A 26,151-nucleotide genomic window follows, 5' to 3' on the forward strand; every position below is an offset into this window, starting at 1 on the left:
CACTGCAATCGGGGGCAAGTCGAATCGTCGCACCGCCCCTCCCACATTTTTAACCCAGTACACCAGACCCAACTCCGGTCGGCTCTAAGGCCGCCGCGCTTTGGCTTTTGATCTCAAATCGCCCCGTCAAACACGCTGGCCGAACGCAGGCTTTGGAGCGTGGGTAACCCGGCAGGACGCCGGGTTAGCCGCGCTGGGCCAGGGATGGCCCGTCGTGGCGGCCCACGCTCCAAAGCCGGAGTGAGGGCACACCGAGCCTAGGCGAGGTGCCGAGTGGTGGGGCGAGGACCTTTTTGCTTACTTTTGGGTCCCTCCAAAAGTGAGCCGCCGTAAGGGCGGAACCCTAAGCCGCCGTTACCGCAGCAACGGATATGTACTCGCTAAAACTCCAAAAAAACGGTCGGCCCGAAGGCCGCCACGGGAGCAAGCTCTTATAGAACAAAATTTATCTCATTAATTTTAAAAATAAATTATTTGCCGATTTATCGGCATGTTCTCTGCGCGAAAGCGCAGCCTGTTTACAGGCTGGGCGGCCTCCCTCGCCACAGACCGCTGAAAGAAGTTGTGTAGATACTTATGCTCATCGGGGGCAAGCCCCTTCCACATTTCTACCGAGTACACCCGGAACAACTCCGGTCGGCCCAGAAGCCACCAAGCTCACCCCCCTCCCGCCATATGCTGCGCAATCCTGCCCCTCAACCACCGCTCCGCCGGGTCATTGTCATGCACCCCACTCCACACCATCGACAACTCCGCCGCATCGATCGCAAACGGCGGATCCTCTGCCCGCAGCGCCGTGCCCTCGGTCAACGCACACGCCGCATAGTCCGGCACCGTGGCAATAATCTGCGTACCGGCCAGCAGCGCCCGCAAGCCACTGAACTGCGGTACCGCCAGCACCACCCGCCGGGCACGGCCGATACGGGCCAGGTCCAGGTCGATATTGCCGCTCAAGTCCCCCGAGAACGACACCATCGCATGGGGCCGTGCGCAATAATCGTCGAGGGTCAGCGGTTCGACGCCGTCATCCCCGCGCAGCACCTTGCAGGGAATGTCCCGCAGTTTCCTGCGCTTGGCATTCGCCGGCAGTTCAGTGGTGTAGCTCACGCCCACCGAGATCTCGCCACTGGCCAGTAATGCGGACATCAGCAGGTAATTGGCGCGGCGTACTACCACGATAATGCCCGGGGCTTCTTCGCGCAGTTGGCTGAGCAACGGCGGGAACAGGCCGAACTCGGCGTCGTCGGACAGGCCGATGCGGAACACCGCACAGCTGGTGGAAGGGTCGAAATCCTTGGCGCGGCTGACTGCGCCTGAAATGGTGTCCATGGCCGGTTGCAGCTCCTTGAGTATCGCCACGGCGCGTGGCGTGGGCTCCATGCCCCGGCCGTTGCGCAGCAGCAACGGGTCGTCGAACAAATCTCGCAGCCGGCCCAATGCCGCACTCACCGCCGGTTGGCCCATGAAGAGCTTTTCGGCGACCCGAGTCAGGTTCTTCTCGAACATCAGCGCTTCGAAAATCACCAACAGGTTCATGTCGACGCGGCGCAGGTCGTTGCGGTTCATGGCGGTATCCAAACGGTTAGCAGGCTGCCAGCTAAGCAGGAAAAACACTGCCTGGATTGCATGCCTGTGCTGTCTTTTTCGTGACCGAACCTGGCGAAATTAACAACGATTAACTCGCCAGCCAGACGGTGGGGCGCCAAAAATGAGCCGGTCTACACTGCATCCATTCACCGGGAACGCTCCCATCGACTGCGGATATTCGTCATGGCCCGACCTGCGTACTGTACTCCTCGCTTATCCGCCACCGGCGGCCTGTGCCCCCGGCGCGAGCGGATCGCCAAGCAATTGATCCTCGCCAACCTCGGGGAAAGCCTGGCGATTGCCGACCTGGCCCAGGCCTGCGCCCTGTCGCGCAGCCATTTTTCCCGCGCATTCAAGTGCACCACCGGGCTGTCGCCCCAGGAATGGATACGCCAGCAACGCATCCAGCGGGCCAAGGAACTGATCACCGGCTCCTCCTTGAGCCTCACGCAAATCAGCCTGGAGTGCGGGTTTTGCGACCAGGCGCATTTCTGCCATATGTTCACGCGCAGCGAGGGCGTCAACCCGATGACCTGGCGAAATCACCAACTGCGTCACAAGCCTCAAGAGATCGCTGCCTAGTGGTCTGCATGCACCTGGAATATGCTGGCCGCTTACTTTTCCCAGAGCATGGCCACCCATGAATGCCCCACGCGACCAGGCCGTGCATTTCGGCCCTTACCGTATCCACCCGCACCAGCGCCTGGTGCTGGAGGCCGGTCGCCCATTGCGCTTGGGACGGCGGGCCGTGGACATCCTGCTGATCCTGCTGGAGCAGGCCGGCACGGTGGTGAGCAAGCAGGAACTGATCGCCCGGGTCTGGCCCAAAAGCGTGGTGGAAGACGGCAACCTGCGGGTGCACATGGCGGCGCTGCGCAAGGCCCTGGGCGATGGCCAGGCCGGGCAGCGCTATATCGTTACGGTGGCCCAACGTGGCTACAGTTTTGTGGCGCCACTGAGCATCGAGCCGATGAGCCTACCGACCGAAGGCGCCCCCCAACGCCCGAGCCACAACCTGCCGCTGCGACGCACGCGCATGCTTGGCCGCCAGGCCCTGATCGACAGCCTGGTACAGCAGCTGCCCGAGCAGCGCTTTATCACCCTGACCGGCGCCGGCGGCATCGGCAAGACCACCGTCGCCTTGCGCGTGGCGGAATTGTTGATCGGCCATTACCGCGACGGTATTCGCCTGCTGGACCTGGCGCCTCTCAGCGCGCCGTCGATGATCCTGCCCAATCTCGCCGCGCTCCTCGACCTCACCCACACCGAGCACGAACCGTTGCCCGTGTTTGCACGCCGCCTGCAGGAGCACCAGTTGCTGCTGGTGATCGACAACTGCGAACACCTGCTGGACGACATCGCGCTGATCAGCGAGGCCCTGCTGCGCCACGCGCCCCAATTGCACATCCTCGCCACCAGCCGCGAGGCCTTGCGCGCCGAGGGCGAGTCGGTGCAGCGCCTGGAACCCCTGGCCTGCCCGCCCGCCACCGGTAACCGCGCTCAGGCCCTGGGTTATCCAGCCCTGCAACTGCTGATCGAGCGGGCCATGTCCCATCAGGACAGCTTTGAACTGAGCGAAGCCGAACTGCCCCTGGCCATTGATATCTGCCAACGCCTGGACGGCATTCCCCTGGCAATCGAGTTGGTGGCCGCGCAGATCGAGCGCTTCGGCCTGCCCGGCCTGCTGGTGCAGATGGAAGACAACTTTCGCCTGCTCACCCGTGGCCGACGCAGCGCCCTGCCCCGCCATCAAACCTTGCGTGCCACCCTGGACTGGAGCTTCGAATTGCTCACCGGCTGCGAGCAGATCTGTCTGCGTCGCCTCGCGGTGTTCCGCGGTGGTTTCAGCCTGGCCAGTGCGGCGGCGGTAATCGCCGGGCAACAGGTTGCACCGGCCGAGGTGCTGGGTTCGATCACCCAGCTGGTGGCGAAATCCTTGCTCAATGTGGAGGCCGGGGATGACGAGGTGATCTATCGCCTGCTGGACATCACCCGCACCTATGCCCTGGAAAAACTCAGCGTTGCCAATGAACTCGACGCCACCCGCGAACACCACGCCAGGCGCTGCCTGGTGCTGATGAACCAGGCGCAGGACGATTGGGAACAGACCGCCACCCAAACCTGGATCGACCGCTATGCGCCGCTGCGCGAAGACATTCGTGCCGCCCTCGACTGGGGCCTGGGCGACCAGGGCGTGCACCTGCTGGGCATTCGTCTCACCGTCAGCGCCATGCCGTTGTGGCAGGAGCTGTCGCTGCTGCGCGAACACGGCCTGTATGTGGGCAAGGCACTGGCGCGGCTGGGGCAATCGAGCACACCGAGCCCGCACTTGAACATGGCCCTGCAGTTGGCCTTCGGCAGTTTTTCCTACCACACCCAGGGCGGTACGCCGCAGACCATCGAAGCCTTTGCCCATGCACGGCGCCTGGCCGAAGCCGACAGCAACCTGGTCGGCCAACTGCGCGCGGTGTCGGGGCAAATGGCGGTCAGCCTGTGTGGCGGCAACTACCGCGAGGCCCTGGAACAAAGCCTGCATTTCGACCGGTTGGGACCTCAGGCCGAGCCGTTGCTGGCCCTCAGCGCCCAACGCCTGAGGGTGCTGGCGCAGCACTTCGCCGGCAATCAGATACTGGCGCAGCAGAATGCCGAACAGGTGATCCAGCGCATGGCCCAGAGCGGCCATCTCAACCGGTTTACCCACGGCTTTGGCGTGCAGTACGACCAGAGCGTGGCCTCGTTGACCATCCTCGCGCGCATCCTGTGGCTGCGCGGTTTTCCCGAACGTGCGTGGCGCACCGCCAGCCAGGCGCTGGAGCTGGCGTTGCAGATCAACCACGGCACGTCGATTTGCTACACCCTGGCCCTGGCCGGGGTGGTCATCGCCCATTGCAACGGCGACACCCTTGCAGCCCGCGACCGCTTGGACCTCCTCCTGCAACAGGCGCAAAAGCATTCAGTGCAGTTGTTCCACACCTGGGCGCAATGCTACGAAGGCACGGCGCAGATCGCCGATATGCAGGGATTGGGGCTGGTCGCAGACATCCTGGTGACCTTCAACGCCCGTGCAGTGGATGAGGCCTTGTTCGAACGCGCCCGGAGCGGTGCGGCCGGCTGGTGCAGCCCGGAGATCCTGCGCGTGCGCGCCGAGGCCATGGCCGATCCCCACGGGGCCGAGGCGCTGCTGCTCGAAGCCCTGGGCCTGGCACACCAGCAAGGCGCGTTGGCCTGGGAACTGCGCTGTGCGGACTCCTTGGCGCGGCTGTGGCAACAGCAGGGTCGTGTGCAGGCTGCTCGCGACCTGCTGGGTTCGGTCTACGCGCGATTCAGCGAAGGCTTCGCCACCCAGGACCTAGTCCGCGTACGCCGCCTGCTCGACGAGTTGCAGGACAAACGGCCGGCCTGAAAACGCTCCCAGGTAATGCCCATAACCCTGCTGCAAACGCGCCACCTGCTGCGGGTTACGCAGGAGTGCCAGGCCATAGCTGCGCACGCTGTTGAGCAGACGATAGCGCGGATACCCCGGACCGGGTTCGAGGCTCAGCAGCGAGGTGCCGACCAGCCGCCCGAGCAGGTACGACAAATCGGCGTGTTCCAGCTCGGTGCCGGCCACCAGCTTACCCAGGGTGGGCAAGGTCACAGCCATCTTGAACAGGCTCAGTTGCAGGAACAGCCAGCGCTCCGGCAGGCTCAGGCGCTCGTAGGTCCAGTCCAGGGCCGCGGTCAGGGATTGGTGGCGCTCCACCGCTGTGCGGCGGCCCCGGGTCAGTACCTGCAATCCACTGTGCAACTGCGCCTTTAAACCGCGCACGCCCAGCGCGTCCACTTGGGCGGCCGCCAGTTCAAGGGCCAGGGGAATACCGTCGAGGCGCCGGCAGATGTCCCGCAATGGCGCCAGGTCCTGTCGGCGCAACACAAAGCCCTGTTGGCCGGCACACGCCCGGGCGACGAACAGTTGCACGGCGGGGAACGCCATGGCCTGTTCAACACTGCCCAGCGCCGACGGCGCCGGCACGCCCAGCGGGGGCACGCGCAGCACCCATTCGCCTGGGGCCTGCAACGCTTCGCGACTGCTGACCAGCACGCTGACCTGGGGCGCATTTTCGCGCAGCGCCCGCAAAAGATGTCGACAGGCACCGAGCAGCAGGTCGGCGCCGTCGAGTACCAGCAGCAATTGCCGGGAGACCAACTGGCGGCACAACTGCGTGACACTGCCGCCGGGTTCCAGGTGCAGGATCGTGGCCAGGTGGCGCAGCATCATCAGCGGCGCCTTCACCGTGGCCAGGTCGACCCACCACACACCGTCGCGGTAGCGCGGCAACACGCGCTCGGCCAGGGCCAGGGCCAAGGTGCTCTTGCCCACGCCGGCGCACCCGGTCAGGGTCATCAGGCGCTGCCCGGACACCCGCCGCACCAGCACGCCCAGCAGTTCATCGCGACCGATCAGCGGGCTGAGCCGGGGGGCAAGGTTATGCCGGGGCAGCACCGCGGCAGCCGCGACCCGCACGGGGGCGGCGAAGCAGTAACCGCGCTGGGGGTCGTTGATAATCAAGCGTTGCCCGTCAAGGGCACGGCGCAGTGCGGCGATGTGCACCCGCAGGTTGTTCTCTTCCACCACGCTGCACGGCCAGACCCGCTCGATCAGGGTGGCCTTGCTGATAAATTGCCCTGGCGACTCCAGCAGCACCGCCAGAATATCCAAAGCCCGCCCGCCCAACGGCACCGGCCAACCCGCCTTGCTCACCAGCCGCTGCTGCCGATGAAAGGCATAGTCACCGAAGCGCACCGTGCTATCCGCGTCAATCGCCTGAGGCATATTCATGTCTGCAATCGCGCTGAAACGCCCGATCTTGGGCTTCCGCGCATCCTTTTCCATGGGCTCGACCTTATCTTGCCAGCTACCTGTAACAGGGCAATGCTGGCACAGGGAGCGATACGGACAATCGGGTGCGCGAGACGGACATCCTGTCGTTAACTGAACTGCTGGCGATATTGGGTCGGGTTGAGGCCGAGTTTTTCACTGAATAGAAAGCGCATGTGCCGCACGCTGCCGAAGCCTGCGTGGAACGCCACGGTCTTGAGCGGCAGGTCGGTGGTTTCCAGCAGTTGCCGGGCGCGGTCGATGCGCGCGCCCTGCAGGAAGGCCATGGGCGTCATCTGCACGTCCTTGGCGAACAACCGGGCAAAGTGGCGCGGGCTCATGCCGGCCAGCTCGGCCATGGACTCGATGGTAAAGGGCTGGTCCAGATGGGCGAGCACATGGTTCTGCACCCGGGTGATCGCGGTTTCCTGGGGTGCCACGGACGCGGTCATCGGGCTGAACTGGGCCTGGCCGCCCTGGCGCTTCATCACCACCAGCAGCACCTTGGCCACATCCACCGCCACTTGCTTGCCATGGTCCTGGGCGATGATCGACAGCGCCAGGTCGATACCGGCGGTGACCCCGCCCGAGGTAATCAACCGCCCGTCCTGCAGGTAGATGCGATCCGTCTCGACGATGGCCTTGGGGAAGGCCTTGATCAGGCGCTCGGTGTAGTGCCAGTGGGTGGTCACGCGGCGTTCGTCGAGCAGCCCGGCGTGGCCCAGCACAAAGGCGCCGGTGCAGATCGAGCCGAAGCGCCGCGCCCGTGGCGCCGCCGCCTTGAGCCAGGGCAGCAGCGCCGGATGGCATTCGTTATAGGCACCCGGGCCGCCGGGCACCAGCAGCAGGTCATAAGCCGCCCGGGCCTGGTCCAGCAGCAGGTCAGTCTGGACCAGCACCCCATTGGAGGCGCGCAACGGACCGGGCTCGGTACCCAGGGTGAGGATCTGGTAATGCTCCGCCGCCGGCAGGTAGCGGTTGGCAATGGAAAACACTTCGAGCGGCCCGGCCATGTCAAGCAGGAGGAAGTCCGGGAACAGCGCCATGGCCACGGTTTTCATACGGGAAGCATCCATCGAGGGGAAGAAAGCGAAAGGCATTATGGCATGGCTTTTACTGTCAATCTCAAGGAGACAGTTATTCAAATTTCAGCTTCTTAATGAATTTTCAGGTTGCCAGTAACCTTCTTCTCAACGCAAGCACCCTGCATCTCGCAGCCCGCGCTCACTTGAGGACAAGACCATGCTGACCCTTCGCAAAGCTTCCGAACGCGGCGCCGCCAATCACGGTTGGTTGAAGTCGTTCCACACCTTCTCGTTCGCCAACTATTGGAACCCCGATGAACAGGGTTTTTCCGACCTGCTGGTGATCAACGACGACCGCGTCGCGGCCGGCAAAGGCTTCGGCCAACACCCGCACCGCGACATGGAGATTTTCTCCTATGTGCTTGAAGGCGCCCTGGAACACAAGGACACCCTGGGCACCGGCTCGGTGATTCGCCCCGGCGATGTGCAACTGATGAGCGCCGGCAGCGGCGTGGCCCACAGCGAGTTCAACCACAGCCAGACCCGTGGCGTGCACTTCCTGCAAATCTGGATCGTGCCCGCCGTGGCCGGTGCCGAGCCGCGCTATCAACAGGAGCACTTCAGCGCGGCGCAGAAACAAGGGCGCCTGCAACTGATCATCTCGCCGGACGGCAGCGACGGCTCCCTGACCGTGCGCCAGGACGCCAGGGTGTACGCCGGGCTGTTCAACGGCGACGAAGCCGCGACCCTCGACCTGCCGCCGGATCGCCACGTGTACATCCATGTGGCTCGGGGCAGCGTGGACATCAACGGCCAGCGCTTGCAGGAAGGCGACGGTGCCCGAGTGCGCGATGAGCGGCAAATCCGCCTGAGCCAGGGCCAGGATGCCGAGGTGCTGGTGTTCGACCTGCGCCCTCAGGAACGGCCACAGATGCCGTGACCGGCTCGGCGATGGCCCTTTGAAACGGGCCATCGCTGGCATCGATAGTCACCATCAGCCCAATGAAGTTCTCTTAAAAAATGCAACGCGTAACATCAAACCCATACCAGGCAACACCCAACTAAAACACTCGGAGCACACCATCATGAAACGCCAAATCTTGCTTAGCCTCGCTTTCTCGGTACTCGCTGCAAACGCATTTGCCCACCCTGTTGTTGCTGAAGGCGGCGCGGATCGCCTGATCGAAAGCCGTGTTGCTGAAGGGGGCTCGGATCGCCTGCTGGAACGTCGTGTTGCCGAAGGTGGCTCGGATCGCTTGCTGGAACGTCGTGTTGCCGAAGGTGGTGCTGATCGCTTGCAGCAACGCGGTATTGTTGAAGATGGCGCCGATCGCCTGCAAGGCAACCGCGTCGCCGAAGATGGCGCCGACCGCCTGCAAGGCAACCGCGTTGCCGAAGATGGTGCCGATCGCCTGCAAGGCAACCGCGTTGCCGAAGGTGGCGCTGATCGCTTGCAGGAACGTGGCCTGGCCGAAGGCGGTGCCGATCGTTTGCAGCAACGCGGTATTGTTGAAGGCGGTGCCGATCGCCTGCTGGACAACCACGCTTAATCCCGCACTGTTCGCGGGGCACCCCAAACCGGCCTGATCAGCCGGTTTTTTTTCGTCTTCGATTAATGCAGGTCGCGGTCCACCCACACCACAGCCTTGCCGATCTGTTGCCGCGCTTCGATGCGCTCATGTACCTGATGCAGCGTTTCCAGCGTGTAATGCCCTTCGATAGCCACCGTCAACGTACCTTCGAGCATCGCCGCAAATACCGCGTTGGCACGCCGTTGTACGGTCGCGCCGTCGGCCATATGGTCGGCCAGCCGGGGGCGCGTCAAAAACAGCGAGCCCGCCTCCCCCAGTTCCATCGGGTCGAGATCGGTCAACGAACCCGAGACATTGCCGTAGTTCACGATCAGGCCGCGCGTGCGGCAGGCGCGGAAGCTGTTACGCAGGGTGCTTTTGCCGAGCGAATCGAAGACCACATCCACCCCCTCCCCGCCTGTGGCCTCCAACACCCGCTCGGCAAATCGGCCGCCGTCATAGACCCAGGCCTGGTGGGCCCCGCGCTCGTGAGCAATGGCGCATCGTTCAGCGGTGCTGCCGGTGGCGAACACCGTGGCGCCTGAGCGCCGGGCCATCTGTACCAGCAACTGGCCGATGCTGCCGCACGCAGCGTGGACCAGGCAGGTGCTGCCGGCCTGCAACCTGGCGACATCCTCGATCAAGTAGTGGGCGGTACAGCCTTGAAACATCGCCGCAGCCGCCTGATCGAAGGCGATGGCACCGGGAATCTGCGCCACCCTGGCTGCGGGCACCAGGGCGTACTCGGCGAAGGCGCCCCAGGCAATGCACCACGCCACCCGGTCGCCGACGGCCAAATGGCTGATGCCTGCGCCGACTTCCACCACCACGCCGGCGCCCTCCATACCCAAGGTACAGGGCAGGCGCACCGGATAGGTCGACGACTGCGCATATTTGCCCTGGCGGGTATGGATATCCATGAAGTTGATCCCGGCGCACGCCACCTTGACCAGCACATGCCCGGCCAACACCTGGGGTTTGGGGACGTCATGGCGCAATTGGGCGACTTCAGGGCCGCCGTAGGTTTGCAAGGTAATGGCTTTCATCGGGGACAACTCCGTGTGCACTGGGAAGCGGCCATGGTAAAAGGACGCTCTCAGTAGGAAAATTCCCCAAAGCTTCCCAACCTCCGTGCGGAAATAACCCGATGTTCGATTGGCAGGACCTGTATTACTTCACGGTACTGGCACGTAGCCAGTCGTTGTCGGCGGCCGCCCGCGAGTTGCAGGTGGAGCACGCCACCGTCGGGCGCCGCGTCGATGCGCTGGAAAAAGCCCTCGGCGTCAAACTGGTGGACCGCCTGCCGCGCAGCCGCCCGCTGACCGCGCAAGGCCTGGCATTGGCGGAGTTGGCGGCGGGCATGGACGAAATGGCGACGCAGGTGATGCGCCTGTCGCGGGTCGCGTCGATCGAAATGGCCGGCACGGTGCGGGTCAGTTGCCCGCCGTCTATCGCCCACTATTGCATTGCGCCCCATATAGCGCGGCTGCGCGCCCACTACCCGCAGTTGAATCTGGTGCTGATGCCGTCGACCCAACTGGCCGCGCTGGACAAAGGTGAAGCGGATATTGCCCTGCGCACGGTGCGTCCCGATGAGGAAGCCCTGGTACGCAGGAAAGTCGGCGTGGTGCGCTTCGGGCTGTATGGCCCGCCGACGTTCCAGCAATTGCCGGCTGCGCAGTGGACGTTCATCGCCTACGACAGCAGCCGCGATCACCTGCCCCAGCAAGCCTGGATGCACCAACTGCGCGGCGGCCGTGAGATCGCGTTTGCCGCAAGCGACCTGGCCACCCAGCAAATGGCGGCCAGGGCCCAGGTGGGCGCGGTGGTGTTGCCGACCCTGGTGGGCGATCACGACCCGCTGCTGGTCAGGCTGCCCACTGCGGTCGAAGGCCCTTTACGTGATATCTGGCTCACGGTGTACCCCGACATGCGCCGCTCGCCGTCAGTGAAGGTGGTCATGGAGTTTCTGGTGGCGTGTATCGAGGGTGAGGTGCAGTTGCGCCGTTGAGCCCATCCGAGGGGCCGGCCGCCAACCTTCGGGGCGCTCTGCAGGCGTTTTTCCGGTCTGAGAAGGTCAACGCTTAAACCTGCACCCGTCAAAAAAATCGTTGGAACTAAAATACTTATCGAGCATTAAGAGTTTGCACTAGGATATGTGTAAGTCGGTACAACCTCCCATGAAATATCCCCCTATTACCCCCTGCGCTCGTAAAAACCAAGTGGTGAATGTTAAAATTTGTCACGTTTTAGCGGAATCAATTCGATTAGTATCTAAACGCTAGCAGCGATTGAACTGACGGCCTTGCATGCCGGAAAAGGGAGTAGGTGATGCATTTTTCCAACGTCCTCGCTATTGCACGGACTCAATCGAAATCAGAGGACTTTCGGGCGCTTTTAGTTCGCACTGTAGCGAATAATTTAAAAGTCGATACACGTTGCTACGGTCAACTAATTGACACCCAGGAAAGCCACGTACATTACCGTGCCATCATTATAGAAATTGATACACCCTCCGCCAGCAATCTGAGCCTGGACATAATAAAAAAAGCGCGAACTGAAAACCCCGACTGCACGATATTCGTCGTGATCACCTTTGCGTCGACCCTGAGCAAAACAAAATACTACCTGGCTGGCGCCGATTACTGCATCAAGGCGATCGAAACTTCACCCGAAAAAAAGTTGAATCTGTTTGATGCCTTTCTCAGTGAAAGCGCTCGACTCAATCAGTGCGACCTGATTCTCGACCAAGACCGCATGTGCCTGTATGGCGACGGGAAAAAGTTGGAAATATCCTTCGTCGAAATGAAAGTATTGGAAGCGCTTATTCAGAACCGACTGCTCAGTCATAATGAGATCGCCCGTGTCATGGGACTTAATACCAAGTACTACGACTCCCGTGCACTGGAAAAATCCATCAGCCGTTTGCGCAGTAAAATCAAGGCGCACTACGGTGAAAACATCATCCAAAATATTCGCGGTTATGGTTATAAACTCAGCCGGGGTCTTATTTGCGCCAGCCATTTCCAACCCACTAAGGAGGGGCCGAGCCGTGAATAGTGAAAAAACGCCCCCTGTACATACCCCGCACTTCAAGATCATCAGGCAAGCCATCGTTGATCGCGGTCATGCCTGGTGGGGCAGCGAAATCAGCGTAGCGGATGGCGTTGATCTCGAACAACTTGAAAGTGCCTGCACTGAGGCCTTGCGCCATATCCACCCACCGCGCAAAACGCCTAAGGCGGTCAGCCCGGCGACGAGTCATACGCTTCTGCGCATGGGTCAATCGGCCCTGATGAACGAGGACATCCTCAAGGCGATCATTCAGGCCGCGCAGGCATTGGAATACCACAAACACCCCTTCACCCTCAGTCTCGACAACCCACTGGACGCCCTGCCCGGTCCGGTAGAACGCCGGGCGATGGTGCGTCAGTTGTATAAGTTGAAAGACCATAGCGGTATCACGTTGGCCTACAACAACTACAGACTCGATACAAAGCCGGCAGACCTGCTGGTCGACCTCGAGCTCTACGACTATATAAAAATGCCCTTTCCGGATTCTGCCCTCAGGCTCAGCCTCAACACGCGTTCGGACCTGTTCGACCGGCTTTACGATCACATGCTGGAACTGATCAGTGCCTGCAGGGTCTGCTTCATCGCCGATCAGGTCGAGTTTGCCGACAGCGCCATGCTGGCTAAAAACTTGCCGTTCGAATACTTTCAGGGCGGCTATTACTCCCCCGCTGACTGCCTTTAACAACTGCATCTTCCTGATATGGGTGGACCCTATGAGTTCTTTCAAGAAACACGCCTTCGCTCCAACACTTGCGTCTATCGCACTGCAGGACTTCACGCCCAACGCAGAGTTCTTCTATTACGATGTAAACGCCCCGGCGACCACGGACCCCGCCGATACAAATCCGGCGTTTTCCCAACCACAGATCACCCCGCATTTTAATACCTACATTATTACCCACACCCTCAACTTGCCCTCACAATCGTTTAACCCCAAGCGGCAAGAATCCAGAATGCCAACCGCCAAGGCCCCTGACAGCGCACCGAATAACCATACGCGTACTCAAGAGATCAGCGCCGAACGAACGCCACTGTATCCACAGGATTTCTGGCTGCTCACCCAACATGATCGAGCACTGGTCAAGGGCGGCCTGCGCATTTCATTGACCACTATTGAATCGGCGCTGATTAAAAAGATGCTGCACCATGAAGAACGCGTGGTCAGCAAAGAAGAGTTGATCCGTAATATAGGTCGTGAACCCGATTTATACCGCGGATTGGAAATGTGCCTGAGTCGTTTGCAGGAAAAGTTCAAGCGGGTCAACGACGGTGAACGCCTGTTTCGTGCGGTAAGAAACCGTGGTTATTGCCTGACGCAAAAAATCAAAAAGCCGCTCGAGCTTAGTCAGCCACGCCGTTAACAAAAATAAAAACAACCCAGGCCTTTTAATTCACCCTGCCTATTAAAAACTCTTCTACCTGCCCTTTTATAACATCCACTTCGCCAGACCCTCCTGACCTTGTTATAAGTCGTCAGCCACTGCCCCCTGCCGTTCATTACTATCAATGGGCACACGCCTGCGCGTGCCTGTCGTTTATAAAAGTTAACCGTTAACCCTTAACGCCTGCCACCACGTGCGCGGTCATCACCGGGAGCAGAACTATGCTTAATAACACTAGAATGCATCGCAACCTGACCCCCAGGGGTTTGACGTTCTGGGGACAATGGACACTCGCATCGAGCTTAGTTGTTGCACTGTTATTTACGCTGGTTATCTTGAAGACTGGCCAACTGGAGTATTACTACCGCGTCCTGGCCGCCTTTACGATATTGGCCTCTCTCCCGGCGTATACCTTGTGCGATGTCTACAGCAAGAAAGATGATTATGCCGTGGGCCTTGGACGCTTGTTCATGGGCTGGCTGTTAACCATGGGTATATTGTTTGCCGTGGGCGTAGCCTGTCATGCCAGCGCACTGTTCCCTGTGGAAACCTTATTACTCTGGGCGGCGGTCAGTTACCCGTTATTGGCACTGTGTTACATACCGCTGCACAGCCTGTCCCGGTATTACCACCGCCAACTTCACGAACGCCAAAAATCATTGATCGTGGGCACTGGCAAGCTTGCGGTGGACCTGGCCAGGACCCTCTCACGGCAAAAACGCTCGCCCCTGGTGGGTCTGGTCGGCAGCCGTGCCGAGGCGACCGAGGATGCGCAAGCGCAGATCCTCGGCGAGCTGCCGCAACTGCCCCAATTGATCCGGCAACACGGCATCCGCCGGCTCTACATCACCCATTCATTGCAGGACGCCACCCACATTGAGGCGTTGTACCTCAACCTGCTGGAGATCAGCGTGGATGTGATCTGGGTGCCCGACCTCAATAACATGCTGCTGCTCAACCATTGCGTGGCCGAAGTGGATGGGCTGCCGGCGATCTACCTCAACGAAAGCCCGCTGACCAGCCGCCCCACCGCTGCACTGAGCAAGTCGCTGCTGGACAAGAGCCTGGCTGCTCTGGCGATCATCGTGCTGAGCCCGCTGCTGTTGCTGGTCGCCCTGCTGATCAAGCTCACCTCCCCCGGCCCGGTGATCTTCAAGCAGGACCGCCACGGCTGGAATGGCGAGGTGATCAAGGTGTGGAAATTCCGCTCCATGCGTGTGCATGACGACCATGAGGTACGCCAGGCCAGTCGCAACGATTCACGCATTACGCCGGTGGGCCGGTTTATCCGGCGTACCTCCATCGATGAATTGCCGCAGCTGTTCAACGTGCTGCAAGGGCACATGGCCCTGGTCGGCCCACGCCCCCATGCGATTGCACACAACGACTACTACTCGGGGAAAATCCGCGCCTACATGGCCCGCCATCGGATCAAACCCGGCATCACCGGCCTGGCGCAGGTCAATGGCTGCCGGGGCGAGACCGAGACCCTGGAGAAGATGCAACAGCGCGTCGATATCGACCTGCGCTACATCAATACCTGGTCGCTGTGGCTGGACATCAAGATCCTGTTGAAGACGCCGTTTACGCTGCTGTCCAAGGACATCTACTGACCCCCTGCGTAGCAAGGCTGCGTCAGCGGTGTGCCTGGCAGACCGTAAACGCAGCCTCGCCGGGGCTCGACAGCTGCTACGAGTGCCAATCCCCATCACCACCTCACCCCCGTAGCGCAAGCAAGGCTGCGTCAGCGGTGTGCCTGGCAGGCCGTAAACGCAGCCTCGCCGGGGCTCGGCAGCTGCTACGAGTGCCAATCCCCATCACCACCTCACCCACGTAGCGCAACCGAGGCTGCGTCAGCGGTGTGCCTGGCAGGCCGTAAACGCAGCCTCGCCGCGGCTCGACAGCTGCTACGAGTGCCAATCCCCATCACCACCTCACCCCCGTAGCAGCTGCCGAGCGCAAGCGAGGCTGCGTCAGCGGTGTGCCTGGCAGGCCATAAACGCAGCCTCGCCGGGGCTCGACAGCTGCTACGAGTGCCAATCCCCATCATCACCTCACCTGCGTAGCAGCTGCCGAGCGCAAGCGAGGCTGCGTCAGCGGTGTGCCTGGCAGGCCGTAAACGCAGCCTCGCCGCGGCTCGGCAGCTGCTACGAATGCCAATCCCCATCACCACCTCACCCCCGTAGCGCAAGCAAGGCTGCGTCAGCGGTGTGCCTGGCAGGCCGTAAACGCAGCCTCGCCGCGGCTCGGCAGCTGCTACGGATTTGAGCGGTGTTGGATGAGACAGTATCTGTGTGGGTGCATTTATTCGGTGATCTTGTCGATGTTCTTGTAGAACAGCTCACTGTCGCGCCCATCGGTCATCGAATGCAGTGAGTAGGCGCGGTTCAAGCGTGCGCCGCCATCGCGGGTCAGTGGCGCCCATACCAGGTTGGCGCGCCGCATCGTCGACAGGCTCATCAACTCATCGAACGGAATGGACAGGTACAGGCCTTTGTCGAAGCTGCCTTCGCCGTACTCTGCGCTGGATGCAGTGGTGCGGGTGATCCACGCGCCAATCCGCACGCCATTGTTGAATTCCCGCGACAGGTCCAGGGTCGCGCCCCAGTCCCTGGCCAGGTAGCGGCCGACACTCAAGGCGCCCTGAATGTTGAACGGCAGATCGGTGTAGCCGGTGATATGTCCGGTGAGGGTGCGGTAATCGCGCAAGCTGAAATCCTGCTCGAAACCACGCTGACGCACGTAGTTCAGGTCGGCCCCCAATGCCCAGCGTTGGCCCATCGGGCGGTACAGCACTTCACTGCCGACACCGGCGTACATCGACTCCAGCAAACCACCGTAGACCATACCGTAGAGGTCCTGGTCCAACTGCTGCGCATGGTTGAGCTGGAAGGTCGGCAGGGTCACATCGGAGGTGGTCATGTACCGGCGCAGGTCGGTCCGCACCCGGGGCAAGCCACTGGGCGCATCGTAGGTAAACCCGTCGTAGTTGTTCAGCAGGTTGACGCTGAGCAGGCCGCTCCACCAGGTATTGCGGGTGAAACGATACTCGCCGTCGAGGTCGGCGGACACCTGGTAGAGCAAGCCATCCGGCCCGCCGACGTTCTGCTTGTAGCCCAGCCCCACCCCATAGGTGAAGGGTTTGGGCGGCTGGGTGTACAGCACTGCCTGGCTGCGGTTGCTGGCACGATTGACCTCGATCTGGCGATGCAGGTTCTGCAGGTCCTCGCGGTGGTTGACCACCTCGCGAAAGGTCTCGCGCGGCACGCTGGTTTCTTCGATCGGCAGCGCATAACGCTCGCTCACCAGGGTGAACCAATCGATCTGGTCATTCACGCTGCCATCCAGAATCCGACTGGCGCGGCCCACCGCCTTGGCGCTGTAGAAATAGCGCTGCTGTTCGCCGTACACCAACAACTCCGGCCCGCGCTGGGTAATGCGCTGCACGTTGTAGCCGGCATTATCGTGCAGGCGCCGGGAGACGGCGGCCCAATCCACCTGGTCCATCGGCGTGGTCGGGGCCTTGGCAGGCAACTTGGGGGCCGGCGGGTCGTAGGTTTTTACCGGGGCCTTGCGGCTGACGAAATTGGTGTGCAGGGTGATGCCGAACATGGCGGTGTTGCCACGTTCCCAGGCGGCACTCACATCGATGGAGTCGGCCAGCTTGTAGACCAGGCCCAGGTTGATGGGCGAGTCCTGGCGCTGGTTGTTGTCGCGGGGTTCGTTCTGATAGTCGTTGCCCTCGTATTCCAGCTTGAGGCTCAGCGGTGCCCAGGGTGTCTGATAGGCAATCCCGCCGAACAACGCGGGCCGGCCGCGAAAGTAGCCGTTGGAAAAACTGCCGGAGCCTTCGGCGGTGGGCCGCTGGTTGAAACGATCATCCAAGGCGCCCAACGGGTTGCCGAAATCACCGCGACTGCCCAGGTACCCCCAGGCGATGCCGGCACTGAAATCCACATCACCGTAGCGCTTGTTGGCCACCAGGTACTCGCTGGAAAACAACCCGGTGCCACCCAGGTCCATGAACCCCAGCGCCACCTCGGGCAGCCAGTGGCTTTCCTGATACAGGCGCACTTTGGCGTCGACGGCCTTGTCCTTATAGCTCTGGCCGCCGCTGAAGGACTCGGCGCCATAGGGGCGGTTGGTGATCGCGGTGTAGCGAAAGGTGCCCTCCAGCCAGTCCAGGGGTTGCGCCGAAAAACTGTAGCGGCTGTAGGGTTCGGTGCGGTTGGCATTCACGCTGAGTTCGCCGGCGGGCGCCATGCGGGCGGTGGGGGTTTGCAGCAGCCCGACGCCACCGAAATCGCTTTGGGTGTAACGGGGATCGCCATGGGCGACGCCACAGGGCACCAGCAGCACGGCTGCAATACATAATTTCAAGGCGTGACCTCGGCCAGGGGTTGGGTGGCAAGAAACTCGGCCAGTTGCTGATTGAGTTCGGGGGTGAGCGGGTCCAGGTCGTCGCTGCGGATCGGCACCAGCAACGTGCTGCCCGGCGCGGGAGGCGTGCCCTCCTCGCGATTCCATGCCGCGATACCCAGGCGGGTGACATGGCCGTCGGGCTGGATCAGCCACAGGTAATCGCGGTCCGCTTCCGCCAGGGCCGGACAGGCGTGGAGGTAATCGAGGGGCCGCTGCATCGGCTGGAATGCCAACGTGCAGGCCACGGCGACGGCACCCACGACACGCACGCTGTCCGGCCTCGGCGGATAAACCAGGCTGTCGCCCTCACTGACCAGCGGGTTCGGCGCAAAGCCGACTTCCACCGCCACCGGATCCAGCATCGCCTGTTGGCGGCCGGTCACCGGCAAGGCCTGCACCTGTTGATAGAGCCGAGCCGCCGCATGCGCGCGACCTTCGCGACCGGCCGCCAACGCCGCACGCTGCAGGGTTTGCAGGTCAAACAGCACACCGGCCTTGAGCCGTGCCTGCTGTGCCAGCAAGGGTTGGCGCAGCCAGGCCGCACCGAGCCAATAGCCCTGGGCATCCGGTTGCGACGCCGTGATCACATCCAGCAAGCGCGCCTCGGGCGCCAAGGGGATCGGCCCCGGATTGCGCACCTCGCCGCTGACGGTCATCGCCGCCTGGGACACACTGGCGCCACTGCACAACAGCACCAGCGCGGCCAATTTTCGCAGCATCATGGGGCATCCTTGCGAGTCGGTTGCAGTTGGGTAATGGTGAGCGTCAGGTCGGGCGTCAGGTGCTGCTCGCTCTGCACGATAAAACCGTCGCCGGGGTCGACCCAGTAACGGTTACGCGCGTGAAAGCCGGCGGCCTCGATGTCTTCATCCACCCGCAGCAAGGCATAGGATTTGTCGAGAATCTCGACGCTCTCCAGTCCCTGGCGCGTCATGTGGCTGTTGACCGTAATGCCCAGGCGATAGCCGTCCACCACGTCGATCTGGCGCGTGCTGCGATAGCCGTCCGGGACACGATGCAACCCTTGCTGGAACGGTGACCGGCCCTGCCAGCGCGTGCCATCCAGGTCAGTGCCCAGGCCCACCGTGCGCACCACCAGACCATCGCGCAGCAGCAGCACCTGTTTGCCGGACGCCACCCAGAACTGCAGGTCGTCACGCTGGCGAATCAACGCCATCACCCCAGCGCCGGACACCGTGGTGACCTTGATCTGGGGGAACGGCACCGCATCCACCTGGGCCTGGCTCAACACCAACGGCGGCGGGCCGCCGACGGCAGCCTTGAAGGTATCCAGCGAGGCCTGCATCAGCGGATTGCAGCCAGCCAACAGCCACGCCAACCCTGCGTACGTACCGATTTTCAGACTGTTCACGCAGGTACCACCCTATCGGCTGCTGGCTTCGCTCAGGTTGTTCTGGGTGGATGCACCAATGCCGATGATCGACGCGGACGGCACCAGTTGGCTGATAAAGCGGTTCCAGCGCGTGATATTCGCCGGGCCGACAAACACCACGTCCTGGGGCTGCACATCAAAACGCGTGGCCAGGGCCATGGCCGAGGGAGAGCCGGCTTCCAGCTGGAACACCTTGGCCGGTTCCACATCGATGTTCTGCGCGCCGCGAATCACGTAGATGGCATCGGCGTTGGAGGTGTTCTGGTTGACCCCGCCCACTGAACCCAGCACGTCGGAGAGGTTCATGCTGCGGGTCTTGAAACTCAGCGCGCGGGGTTGCATCACCTCGCCCATCACGTAGATGCGCTTGCGATCGTTGTAGGCCAGGTACAGCTGGTCGCCGTCCTTGAGATAGATGTCATTCAGGCGCGACTGCTCAAGGTTGAGCGTGTCGAGGTCCAGGGTGTAGCGCTTGCCGCCACGGGTGAGGGTGAGGTTCGACAGGTCGGCGTTGATCGGGTCGATCCCGGCGGCGCCGAGGGCCTCGCTGACGTTCATCGCAATGGTGGTGAGGGGCACCGGCCCGGCCTTGATCACCGCGCCGCTGATCACCACTTTCTGGCTGGCAAAACGCAACACGCTGACATCCACCTGGGGGCTGTCGATGTACTGGCGCAGCTTGTCGGTGATCTCGCTGCGCAGCGCTTCAATGCTGCGACCCTTGGCAACCACCTCGCCGACGTAGGGATAAAACAGGTTGCCCTCGGGGCTGACCAAGCGACCGTTGGCATCGATCTGCTGCTGCGGGCCGGACGGCGCGGTAAGTTCAGGGTGATCCCACACCGTGATATACAGCGCGTCATTGGCGCCGATCAAATACGGCCCGGGTTTATAACTCAAGAGTTCTGCTGGAATGGAATAAGGCACATGACTTGCCGCGTCCATGGCCAATAACTTTGGCGTAATCGGAATTAAATCCACGCGACTGTTTTCAGGCCCGCCCTCTTCGGTCAGGGCGGCCGTATCCATATATTGACCCGGGGAAAACATGCAGCCTTGCAATAATGCAGCGGCCACGGCTGCAATAGAAAAAATACGCATCATAGTGCTAGGACACTCGCGATAGACGACAAGAAAAAAAGACCACTTGGGCGGGGATTCCAAGCGGTCTTAAAAGCGGAAGGTGTACGACTAGTTGCTGGTACCCGTAGTGCCGGTGGTGCCGGTAGTACCCGTGGTGGTGCCGCCATTGGAGCTGCCGCCGCTGTTGGAAACAGCGGCAACACCGGCAACCAGGGCAGTGCCGACCAACAACGTTTGCCCCACCGTAACGGTTCCGGCCACTGTGGTATCAAGCCCCAACGGTAACTCGTCGGCCATCGCCGAAGTACTCAAGACACTGAGTACCAGAATAGCCAGTGATTTTCTCATTTCAGACTCCTTATCATCAGTGAGCAGGCAAACCGATAGTGCCATTCAACTAAACAGCACACCAGACAGATAATATTCAGCCGACCTAGTTGAAAATAACGTTTTCCCGGCAAGCCCCGGCCTTCAATGCATTGCGCCCGGCGAAGTTATTAAAAACGTTATTAATTGTCGGAAAACCTCAGGCCCTGCCGTACTTGTCTTCGAAGCGCACAATATCGTCCTCGCCCAGATAAGAGCCCGACTGCACTTCGATCAACTCCAGCGGGATCACCCCCGGGTTTTCCAGGGCGTGCACCTGGCCGATGGGGATATAGGTCGACTGGTTTTCCGACACCAGGTAAGTCTGTTCGCCATTGGTCACCCGCGCCGTACCGCTGACCACGATCCAGTGCTCGGCGCGATGGTGGTGCATCTGCACCGACAACTTGGCCCCCGGCTTCACCGTGATGCGCTTGACCTGATAGCGCTGGCCGTTGTCCACCGAGTCGTACATGCCCCATGGCCGATACACCTCGCGGTGGTTGAGATGCTCATGGCGCCCGGCCTGCTTGAGCAGGTCGACGATGGCCTTGACCTGCTGCACCTGGTCCTTGTGGGCCACCAATACCGCGTCCTTGGTCTCGACAATGATCAGGTCCTGCACCCCCACCGTGGCCACCAGCCGACTGTCGGCGTGGACGTAGGTGTCACGGGTGTCCAGGCTCAGCCCGTCGCCGCGTATCACATTGCCGCTGGCATCTTTTTCGCTGGCCTCCCACAACGCCGACCACGAGCCGATATCACTCCAGCCGGCCTGCAACGGCACCATCACCGCGTCATGGGTGTTTTCCATCACCGCGTAGTCGATGGAGTCGTCCGGGCACGCGGCAAAGGTCGCGGCATGCACGCGGGTGAAGGGTTGATCCTGGCTGCCGCCTTCCAGCGCCACGCGACAAGCCTCGAGGATCGCCGGCTGGAAGCGTTCCAGCTCCTCCAGGTAACGACTGGCGCGGAACATGAACATGCCGCTGTTCCAGTAATACCCACCGTCGGCCACATACGCCGCAGCGGTGACGGCGTCGGGCTTCTCGACAAAGCGCTTGACCCGATAACCGCCCTCGCCCGCCGCCGCGCCTTGTTCGATATAGCCGTAGCCGGTATGGGCGCAAGTGGGCGTGATACCGAAGGTCACCAGCTTGCCGTCGCGGGCCAGCGGCAGCGCCACTTCCAGGCTGGCATGAAACGCCGGGACGTCTTCGATCAAATGGTCCGCCGCCAGCACCAGCAGGATCGGGTCCTGGTGCTCGGCCAGCGCCTTGCACGCCGCCAGCGCGATGGCCGGCGCCGTGTTGCGCCCCACCGGTTCCAACAGGATGCTGGCCTGTTCCAGGCCCAACTGGCGCAATTGCTCGGCCACCAGGAAGCGATGCTGCTCATTGCAGATCAACTGCGGCAGCGCGACGTTGGCGCCTTCCAGCCGCGTGATGGTCTGCTGCAGCATCGACAGGTGCGCGTCGGTCAGGCGCAGGAACTGCTTGGGGTTCAGTTGCCGCGAAAGCGGCCACAGGCGCGACCCCGAACCGCCTGCCATGATCACCGGTAACAACATGAGAGCGTCCTCGGGAGAGAGAGTCAGAAATAGGCGCGAGTGTGTTCATGCACCCGCGGGCTGATGCGCAGTTCGTCCTCGGGCCACCAGCGGTAATGCTGGTGTTGCTCCGTGGGCGGCTGAAGGGTCTGGCCTTCCGCCAGGTCCAGGCAATAGCCGAGCACCACATAATGGGTGTTCGGCCCGGCCCCGGCGTTGGCGAACACGCTGTCGTCGTAGAAGTGCTCGTACACCCCCAGCAGCCGCGCCTGGGCGCGCTCGAACGGGTGTCCCAGTTCGTCGCGGGTGATGCGCCGGAAGGCGTTGTCGAGGTGTTCGTTTTTCTGGATACGCCCGCCGGGCACGAACCAGAAACCATAAGCCGGCCGATTGACGCGCAGGCCCAGCAGGACCTCGCCACGGGTGTTTCTCACCACCAGGTCGATCGCCACCAGCGGCGTCGATGCCACGACCGTATTGAAGGTCGGTAAATCAAGCCACATACCCATCAGACCTGTGCCATAAAGCGTTGCAGAATACGTTCTTTGTCGAGGAACTCCTTGGCGTAGTTCAGCGCCACCTCATTGTGCGCGGGCAATGCCAGTGCCCGCTCGATCCCTATGTTCAGCGCGGCGACGGACTCCGGTTCAGCCAGCACCGCAATGCCCGGGTGTTCCTCGCACAGGCGGCCGAGGGTGGTGCCGGGGTCGGCGGTGATGATGGCGTGGCCGCCCACCGCCAGGATATTGGTCAACTTGGAAGGCAGCACCGCGTCCGCCACCCCGCGCTTCTGGATCACCAGGTGCACGTCGGCCGAGGCCAGCAGCACCGGCAAATCCTCGTAGGGCTGCAACGGCGCAAACAGCACGTTGCGCAGGCCATCGCGCTGCACACGCTCGAACAAGCGGGCCTTGCCGGTGCCCTGGCCGACGATCAGGAACACCAGCTCCGGGCGATCGGCATAGGCCTGGGCGGCGTCAAGGATCAGTTCCAGGCCCTGCTTCTCGCCGATATTGCCGGCGTACAACAACACCCTTTGGCCTGGCGCCACACCCAGGCGCTGCAGCAGCCCGGGGCTGCGGGGCACCTGGCGAAAGCGGGCGGTTTCCGACCAATTGGGAAAGAACAGCAGGCGCTTGCCGTTCACGCCTTTGCCCCGGGCCTTGTCGAGCATGCCGCTGGAAATCGTCGAGACCCGGTCAAAACGCCGCAACAGCCAGCGTTCAAGCCCAAACGCCAGGCGCCGCACAAGGGAGCCGCCACCGATGCCGAGGCCGAACATCGCGTCCACTTCGTAATCCTGGATATGCAGCACCGAGCGCGCGCCACTGAGCTTGGCCAACAACAGTGCCTGGGGCGCACAAAACAGCGTGGGCACCACCAGGATCACCAGGTCCGGTTTCCAGCGCCACTGCCCCATGACCGCCAAAAACGAACTGGCGGAAAAGCTCATCAGGTGCAGCAGGCGCGTCAACGCCGTGGGCTGGCGTGGCACATACAGCGGGCAGCGAATCACCGTCACGCCGTCGTCCTGCTCGGTGCGAAAGCGCCACGGCGAATAGCCCTCGCCCACCTGCCACTGCGGGTAATACGGCGGCGCCGTCACCACTCGCACCTCATGGCCCTGGCCTGCCAGCCAGCGCGCCTGTTCACCGCTGTACTTGCCGATGCCGGTGAGCTCCGGGCTGTAGTTGATGCCGTACAGGAGGATCTTCATCAGTGGCCCCGAGGCTGTTCGAGGGCCGCGAGATAGGCGTTGTAGGCGTCGCGCAGCCCCTCTTCCAGCGGCACATAGGCTTCCCAGCCGAGGGCGTTGATCCGGCTCACATCCAGCAGCTTGCGCGGTGCGCCGTCGGGCTTGCTGGCGTCGAAGCGCAACTGCCCCTTGAAGCCGGTGACCCGCACCAGCGCCTGGGCCAGTTCGGCGATGGTGCAATCCACCCCGGTACCGACGTTCAAATGCGAACGCATCGGCTGGGTCTGCTCGCGGTAGCGTTCCTGGCTGAGCTCCATCACATGCACGCTGGCCGCCGCCATGTCATCCACATGCAGGAACTCGCGCCGTGGTTTGCCACTGCCCCAGATCACCACTTCCTCATCGCCACGCTGGGTCGCCTCATGGAAGCGCCGCAGCAAGGCGGCGATCACATGGCTGTTCTGCGGGTGGTAGTTGTCGCCCGGCCCGTACAGGTTGGTGGGCATCACGCTGCGGTAATCGCGGCCATGCTGGCGGTTGTAGCTTTCGCACAGCTTGATCCCGGCGATCTTGGCCACCGCGTAGGGTTCGTTGGTGGGTTCCAGCGCGCCGTCGAGCAACACCGCTTCGATCATCGGTTGCGGGGCATGCACCGGGTAGATGCATGACGAGCCGAGGAACAACAGCTTCTCCACGCCATGGCTGTGGGCGGCGTGGATCACGTTGGCCTGGATCATCAGGTTCTGGTAGATGAAATCGGCCGGGTACGTTGCGTTGGCGTGAATCCCGCCGACCTTGGCGGCCGCCAGGTACACCTGGTCCACACGGTGCCTGGCGAAGTACGCCTGCACCGCCGCCGGGTCGAGTAGGTCGAGCTCGTCACGGCCGGCCGTAAGCAACTGTGTGTAGCCCAAGGCCCACAGGCGCCGCACAATGGCCGAGCCGACCATGCCGCGATGGCCGGCCACGAAGATTCGCGCATCAAAGTCACGTGCCATGCTCAGTTCTCCACGGCAATCGGTGCGTCATGCCCGTGCAGGCGCAACAAAGCGTGGCGCTGGGCGACCTTGAGGTCTTCGCGAACCATCTCCGCGCACATTTCCTGGGCGCTGATTTCCGGCACCCAGCCGAGCAGGCGCTTGGCCTTGGACGGGTCGCCCAACAGCGTCTCGACTTCGGCCGGGCGGAAGTAACGCGGGTCGACGCGCACAATCACATCGCCCACCAGGATGCCCGGCGCCAGGTCGCCGTCGATCCGCTCGACCACCGCCACCTCTTCCACGCCCTCGCCGACAAAGCGCAGATGCAGCCCCAGTTCCGCCGCCGACCAGCGAATAAAGTCGCGCACCGAATACTGCACACCGGTGGCGATGACAAAGTCCTCGGGGTGTTCCTGTTGCAGCATCATCCACTGCATGCGGACGTAGTCCTTGGCGTGGCCCCAGTCGCGCAGTGCATCCATGTTGCCCATGTACAGGCACTGTTCCAGGCCCAGGGCGATGTTGCTCAGGGCGCGGGTGATCTTGCGGGTCACGAAGGTTTCACCGCGACGCGGCGACTCGTGGTTGAACAGGATGCCGTTGCACGCATACAGCCCATAGGCTTCGCGGAAGTTCACGGTGATCCAGTAGGCGTACAGCTTGGCCACCGCATAGGGCGAGCGCGGGTAGAACGGCGTGGTTTCCTTCTGCGGGGTTTCCTGCACCAGCCCGTACAGCTCGGAGGTCGAGGCCTGGTAGAAGCGGGTCTTCTTTTCCAGGCCCAGCAGGCGGATCGCCTCGAGGATGCGCAAGGTACCGAGGGCATCCACATCGGCGGTGTATTCCGGCGAATCGAAGCTCACCGCCACATGGGATTGGGCGCCGAGGTTGTAGATTTCATCGGGCTGGATCTGCTGGATGATACGCGTCAGGTTCGACGAATCCGCCAGGTCGCCATAGTGCAGGATCAGGTTTTTACGCAGGGCCTGCGGGTCCTGGTAAATATGATCGATGCGCTGGGTATTGAACGACGAAGAACGGCGCTTGAGGCCGTGCACGGTATAGCCTTTTTCCAGCAGCAGCTCGGCCAGGTACGAGCCATCCTGACCGGTGATCCCGGTAATAAGCGCGACTTTATTCATGTCTGTCTCCCAATTGATAGGC

General features: G+C 62.1%; 23 protein-coding genes. 9 read left to right on the forward strand and 14 right to left on the reverse strand.

Annotation, left to right across the window (positions count from 1 at the left end; translation table 11 throughout):
• Nucleotides 1-657 precede the first annotated feature (657 nt).
• Entirely contained in the window at nt 658-1,566 is a 909-nt protein-coding gene (locus BLW22_RS16115) for a LysR family transcriptional regulator (protein ID WP_027608660.1), read from the reverse strand.
• Nucleotides 1,567-1,770: 204 nt separating this feature from the next.
• Here BLW22_RS16115 and BLW22_RS16120 point away from each other — a divergent pair, with 204 nt between their 5' ends.
• Nucleotides 1,771-2,169, forward strand: a complete 399-nt coding sequence (locus BLW22_RS16120; protein WP_065925179.1) for a helix-turn-helix domain-containing protein — start codon at nt 1,771-1,773, stop codon at nt 2,167-2,169.
• 58 nt (nt 2,170-2,227) lie between these two features.
• Complete coding sequence (locus tag BLW22_RS16125; RefSeq protein ID WP_074847022.1) at nt 2,228-4,990, forward strand: ATP-binding protein; 2,763 nt, start codon at nt 2,228-2,230, stop codon at nt 4,988-4,990.
• Here BLW22_RS16125 and BLW22_RS16130 read toward each other — a convergent pair.
• On the reverse strand, nt 4,937-6,460 hold the full coding sequence (locus tag BLW22_RS16130) for an ATP-binding protein (protein WP_074847023.1): 1,524 nt from the start codon (nt 6,458-6,460) through the stop codon (nt 4,937-4,939). The genes BLW22_RS16125 and BLW22_RS16130 overlap by 54 nt on opposite strands.
• 95 nt (nt 6,461-6,555) lie before the next feature.
• Nucleotides 6,556-7,506: a GlxA family transcriptional regulator gene (locus BLW22_RS16135; RefSeq protein WP_074847024.1), complete on the reverse strand. Its 951-nt coding sequence runs from the start codon at nt 7,504-7,506 to the stop codon at nt 6,556-6,558.
• 181 nt (nt 7,507-7,687) lie between these two features.
• Between BLW22_RS16135 and BLW22_RS16140 the strand changes: the two genes are divergently transcribed.
• Together BLW22_RS16140 and BLW22_RS16145 are read left to right on the forward strand one after the other, a co-directional pair.
• The gene (locus tag BLW22_RS16140; protein WP_027608665.1) at nt 7,688-8,410 is read left to right on the forward strand and encodes a pirin family protein; all 723 of its coding nucleotides are present in this window, start codon (nt 7,688-7,690) and stop codon (nt 8,408-8,410) included.
• 145 nt (nt 8,411-8,555) lie between these two features.
• On the forward strand, nt 8,556-9,020 hold the full coding sequence (locus BLW22_RS16145; RefSeq protein WP_074847025.1) for a phage infection protein: 465 nt from the start codon (nt 8,556-8,558) through the stop codon (nt 9,018-9,020).
• A gap of 62 nt (nt 9,021-9,082) precedes the next feature.
• On the opposite strand, the gene BLW22_RS16150 is transcribed toward BLW22_RS16145, so the two are convergent.
• Nucleotides 9,083-10,087 carry a quinone oxidoreductase family protein gene (locus BLW22_RS16150; protein WP_065948177.1) on the reverse strand — a complete coding sequence of 335 codons (1,005 nt, stop codon included), beginning with the start codon at nt 10,085-10,087 and terminating at the stop codon, nt 9,083-9,085.
• A gap of 101 nt (nt 10,088-10,188) precedes the next feature.
• On the opposite strand from BLW22_RS16150, the gene BLW22_RS16155 reads away from it, so the two are divergent.
• From BLW22_RS16155 to BLW22_RS16175, 5 genes are all read left to right on the forward strand, one after another.
• Nucleotides 10,189-11,052 carry a LysR family transcriptional regulator gene (locus BLW22_RS16155; protein ID WP_074847026.1) on the forward strand — a complete coding sequence of 288 codons (864 nt, stop codon included), beginning with the start codon at nt 10,189-10,191 and terminating at the stop codon, nt 11,050-11,052.
• A gap of 320 nt (nt 11,053-11,372) precedes the next feature.
• Nucleotides 11,373-12,101 (forward strand): winged helix-turn-helix domain-containing protein, encoded by a 729-nt coding sequence (locus BLW22_RS16160; RefSeq protein WP_065925173.1) that lies wholly within the window; start codon nt 11,373-11,375, stop codon nt 12,099-12,101.
• Nucleotides 12,094-12,798, forward strand: coding sequence for a YuxH family protein (locus BLW22_RS16165; protein WP_074847027.1), 705 nt, complete (start codon nt 12,094-12,096; stop codon nt 12,796-12,798). The genes BLW22_RS16160 and BLW22_RS16165 overlap by 8 nt, the downstream gene beginning before the upstream one ends.
• 31 nt (nt 12,799-12,829) lie before the next feature.
• Nucleotides 12,830-13,477: a winged helix-turn-helix domain-containing protein gene (locus tag BLW22_RS16170; RefSeq protein WP_065925171.1), complete on the forward strand. Its 648-nt coding sequence runs from the start codon at nt 12,830-12,832 to the stop codon at nt 13,475-13,477.
• A gap of 242 nt (nt 13,478-13,719) precedes the next feature.
• Nucleotides 13,720-15,111 carry an undecaprenyl-phosphate glucose phosphotransferase gene (locus BLW22_RS16175; protein ID WP_065925170.1) on the forward strand — a complete coding sequence of 464 codons (1,392 nt, stop codon included), beginning with the start codon at nt 13,720-13,722 and terminating at the stop codon, nt 15,109-15,111.
• 691 nt (nt 15,112-15,802) lie between these two features.
• Here the strand turns inward: BLW22_RS16175 and BLW22_RS16180 are convergent.
• The 10 genes from BLW22_RS16180 to gmd form a co-directional block, all read right to left on the reverse strand.
• Nucleotides 15,803-17,878, reverse strand: a complete 2,076-nt coding sequence (locus BLW22_RS16180; protein WP_074847028.1) for a YjbH domain-containing protein — start codon at nt 17,876-17,878, stop codon at nt 15,803-15,805.
• Nucleotides 17,875-18,642: a capsule biosynthesis GfcC family protein gene (locus BLW22_RS16185; RefSeq protein ID WP_065948173.1), complete on the reverse strand. Its 768-nt coding sequence runs from the start codon at nt 18,640-18,642 to the stop codon at nt 17,875-17,877. The genes BLW22_RS16180 and BLW22_RS16185 overlap by 4 nt, the downstream gene beginning before the upstream one ends.
• On the reverse strand, nt 18,639-19,292 hold the full coding sequence (locus tag BLW22_RS16190) for a YjbF family lipoprotein (RefSeq protein ID WP_235865592.1): 654 nt from the start codon (nt 19,290-19,292) through the stop codon (nt 18,639-18,641). Before BLW22_RS16190 ends, BLW22_RS16185 begins: the two co-directional genes overlap by 4 nt.
• A 12-nt stretch (nt 19,293-19,304) precedes the next feature.
• Entirely contained in the window at nt 19,305-20,417 is a 1,113-nt protein-coding gene (locus tag BLW22_RS16195) for a polysaccharide biosynthesis/export family protein (protein WP_065925167.1), read from the reverse strand.
• 87 nt (nt 20,418-20,504) lie between these two features.
• A complete protein-coding gene (locus BLW22_RS16200; protein ID WP_027608676.1) occupies nt 20,505-20,744 on the reverse strand; it encodes a hypothetical protein in 240 nt (79 codons plus the stop codon).
• A 178-nt stretch (nt 20,745-20,922) separates the two neighbouring features.
• On the reverse strand, nt 20,923-22,332 hold the full coding sequence (locus BLW22_RS16205; protein WP_065925166.1) for a mannose-1-phosphate guanylyltransferase/mannose-6-phosphate isomerase: 1,410 nt from the start codon (nt 22,330-22,332) through the stop codon (nt 20,923-20,925).
• Nucleotides 22,333-22,355: 23 nt separating this feature from the next.
• Nucleotides 22,356-22,814, reverse strand: a complete 459-nt coding sequence (locus BLW22_RS16210; RefSeq protein ID WP_065925180.1) for a GDP-mannose mannosyl hydrolase — start codon at nt 22,812-22,814, stop codon at nt 22,356-22,358.
• Between the two features lie 5 nt (nt 22,815-22,819).
• The gene (locus BLW22_RS16215) at nt 22,820-24,028 is read right to left on the reverse strand and encodes a glycosyltransferase WbuB (RefSeq protein WP_065948171.1); all 1,209 of its coding nucleotides are present in this window, start codon (nt 24,026-24,028) and stop codon (nt 22,820-22,822) included.
• On the reverse strand, nt 24,028-25,005 hold the full coding sequence (fcl, locus tag BLW22_RS16220) for a GDP-L-fucose synthase (protein WP_065925164.1): 978 nt from the start codon (nt 25,003-25,005) through the stop codon (nt 24,028-24,030). Before fcl ends, BLW22_RS16215 begins: the two co-directional genes overlap by 1 nt.
• Nucleotides 25,006-25,007: 2 nt before the next feature.
• Complete coding sequence (gene gmd / locus BLW22_RS16225) at nt 25,008-26,129, reverse strand: GDP-mannose 4,6-dehydratase (protein ID WP_027608681.1); 1,122 nt, start codon at nt 26,127-26,129, stop codon at nt 25,008-25,010.
• Nucleotides 26,130-26,151: the final 22 nt, after the last annotated feature.

This window comes from Pseudomonas marginalis (genome assembly GCF_900105325.1).
In the GTDB taxonomy this organism is placed as follows: Bacteria; Pseudomonadota; Gammaproteobacteria; order Pseudomonadales; family Pseudomonadaceae; genus Aquipseudomonas; species Aquipseudomonas marginalis.

Bases quoted from the DNA above. Each gene is read 5' to 3' on its own strand.
- gmd (WP_027608681.1), bottom strand. From the start codon at position 26,129: ATGAATAAAGTCGCGCTTATTACCGGGATCACCGGTCAGGATGGCTCG.
- BLW22_RS16175 (WP_065925170.1), top strand. From the start codon at position 13,720: ATGCTTAATAACACTAGAATGCATCGCAACCTGACCCCCAGGGGTTTG.
- BLW22_RS16200 (WP_027608676.1), bottom strand. From the start codon at position 20,744: ATGAGAAAATCACTGGCTATTCTGGTACTCAGTGTCTTGAGTACTTCG.
- BLW22_RS16160 (WP_065925173.1), top strand. From the start codon at position 11,373: ATGCATTTTTCCAACGTCCTCGCTATTGCACGGACTCAATCGAAATCA.
- BLW22_RS16135 (WP_074847024.1), bottom strand. From the start codon at position 7,506: ATGAAAACCGTGGCCATGGCGCTGTTCCCGGACTTCCTCCTGCTTGAC.
- BLW22_RS16155 (WP_074847026.1), top strand. From the start codon at position 10,189: ATGTTCGATTGGCAGGACCTGTATTACTTCACGGTACTGGCACGTAGC.
- fcl (WP_065925164.1), bottom strand. From the start codon at position 25,005: ATGGCACGTGACTTTGATGCGCGAATCTTCGTGGCCGGCCATCGCGGC.
- BLW22_RS16195 (WP_065925167.1), bottom strand. From the start codon at position 20,417: ATGATGCGTATTTTTTCTATTGCAGCCGTGGCCGCTGCATTATTGCAA.
- BLW22_RS16150 (WP_065948177.1), bottom strand. From the start codon at position 10,087: ATGAAAGCCATTACCTTGCAAACCTACGGCGGCCCTGAAGTCGCCCAA.
- BLW22_RS16115 (WP_027608660.1), bottom strand. From the start codon at position 1,566: ATGAACCGCAACGACCTGCGCCGCGTCGACATGAACCTGTTGGTGATT.
- BLW22_RS16125 (WP_074847022.1), top strand. From the start codon at position 2,228: ATGAATGCCCCACGCGACCAGGCCGTGCATTTCGGCCCTTACCGTATC.
- BLW22_RS16145 (WP_074847025.1), top strand. From the start codon at position 8,556: ATGAAACGCCAAATCTTGCTTAGCCTCGCTTTCTCGGTACTCGCTGCA.
- BLW22_RS16210 (WP_065925180.1), bottom strand. From the start codon at position 22,814: ATGTGGCTTGATTTACCGACCTTCAATACGGTCGTGGCATCGACGCCG.
- BLW22_RS16120 (WP_065925179.1), top strand. From the start codon at position 1,771: ATGGCCCGACCTGCGTACTGTACTCCTCGCTTATCCGCCACCGGCGGC.
- BLW22_RS16205 (WP_065925166.1), bottom strand. From the start codon at position 22,332: ATGTTGTTACCGGTGATCATGGCAGGCGGTTCGGGGTCGCGCCTGTGG.
- BLW22_RS16140 (WP_027608665.1), top strand. From the start codon at position 7,688: ATGCTGACCCTTCGCAAAGCTTCCGAACGCGGCGCCGCCAATCACGGT.
- BLW22_RS16215 (WP_065948171.1), bottom strand. From the start codon at position 24,028: ATGAAGATCCTCCTGTACGGCATCAACTACAGCCCGGAGCTCACCGGC.
- BLW22_RS16130 (WP_074847023.1), bottom strand. From the start codon at position 6,460: ATGGAAAAGGATGCGCGGAAGCCCAAGATCGGGCGTTTCAGCGCGATT.
- BLW22_RS16185 (WP_065948173.1), bottom strand. From the start codon at position 18,642: ATGATGCTGCGAAAATTGGCCGCGCTGGTGCTGTTGTGCAGTGGCGCC.
- BLW22_RS16170 (WP_065925171.1), top strand. From the start codon at position 12,830: ATGAGTTCTTTCAAGAAACACGCCTTCGCTCCAACACTTGCGTCTATC.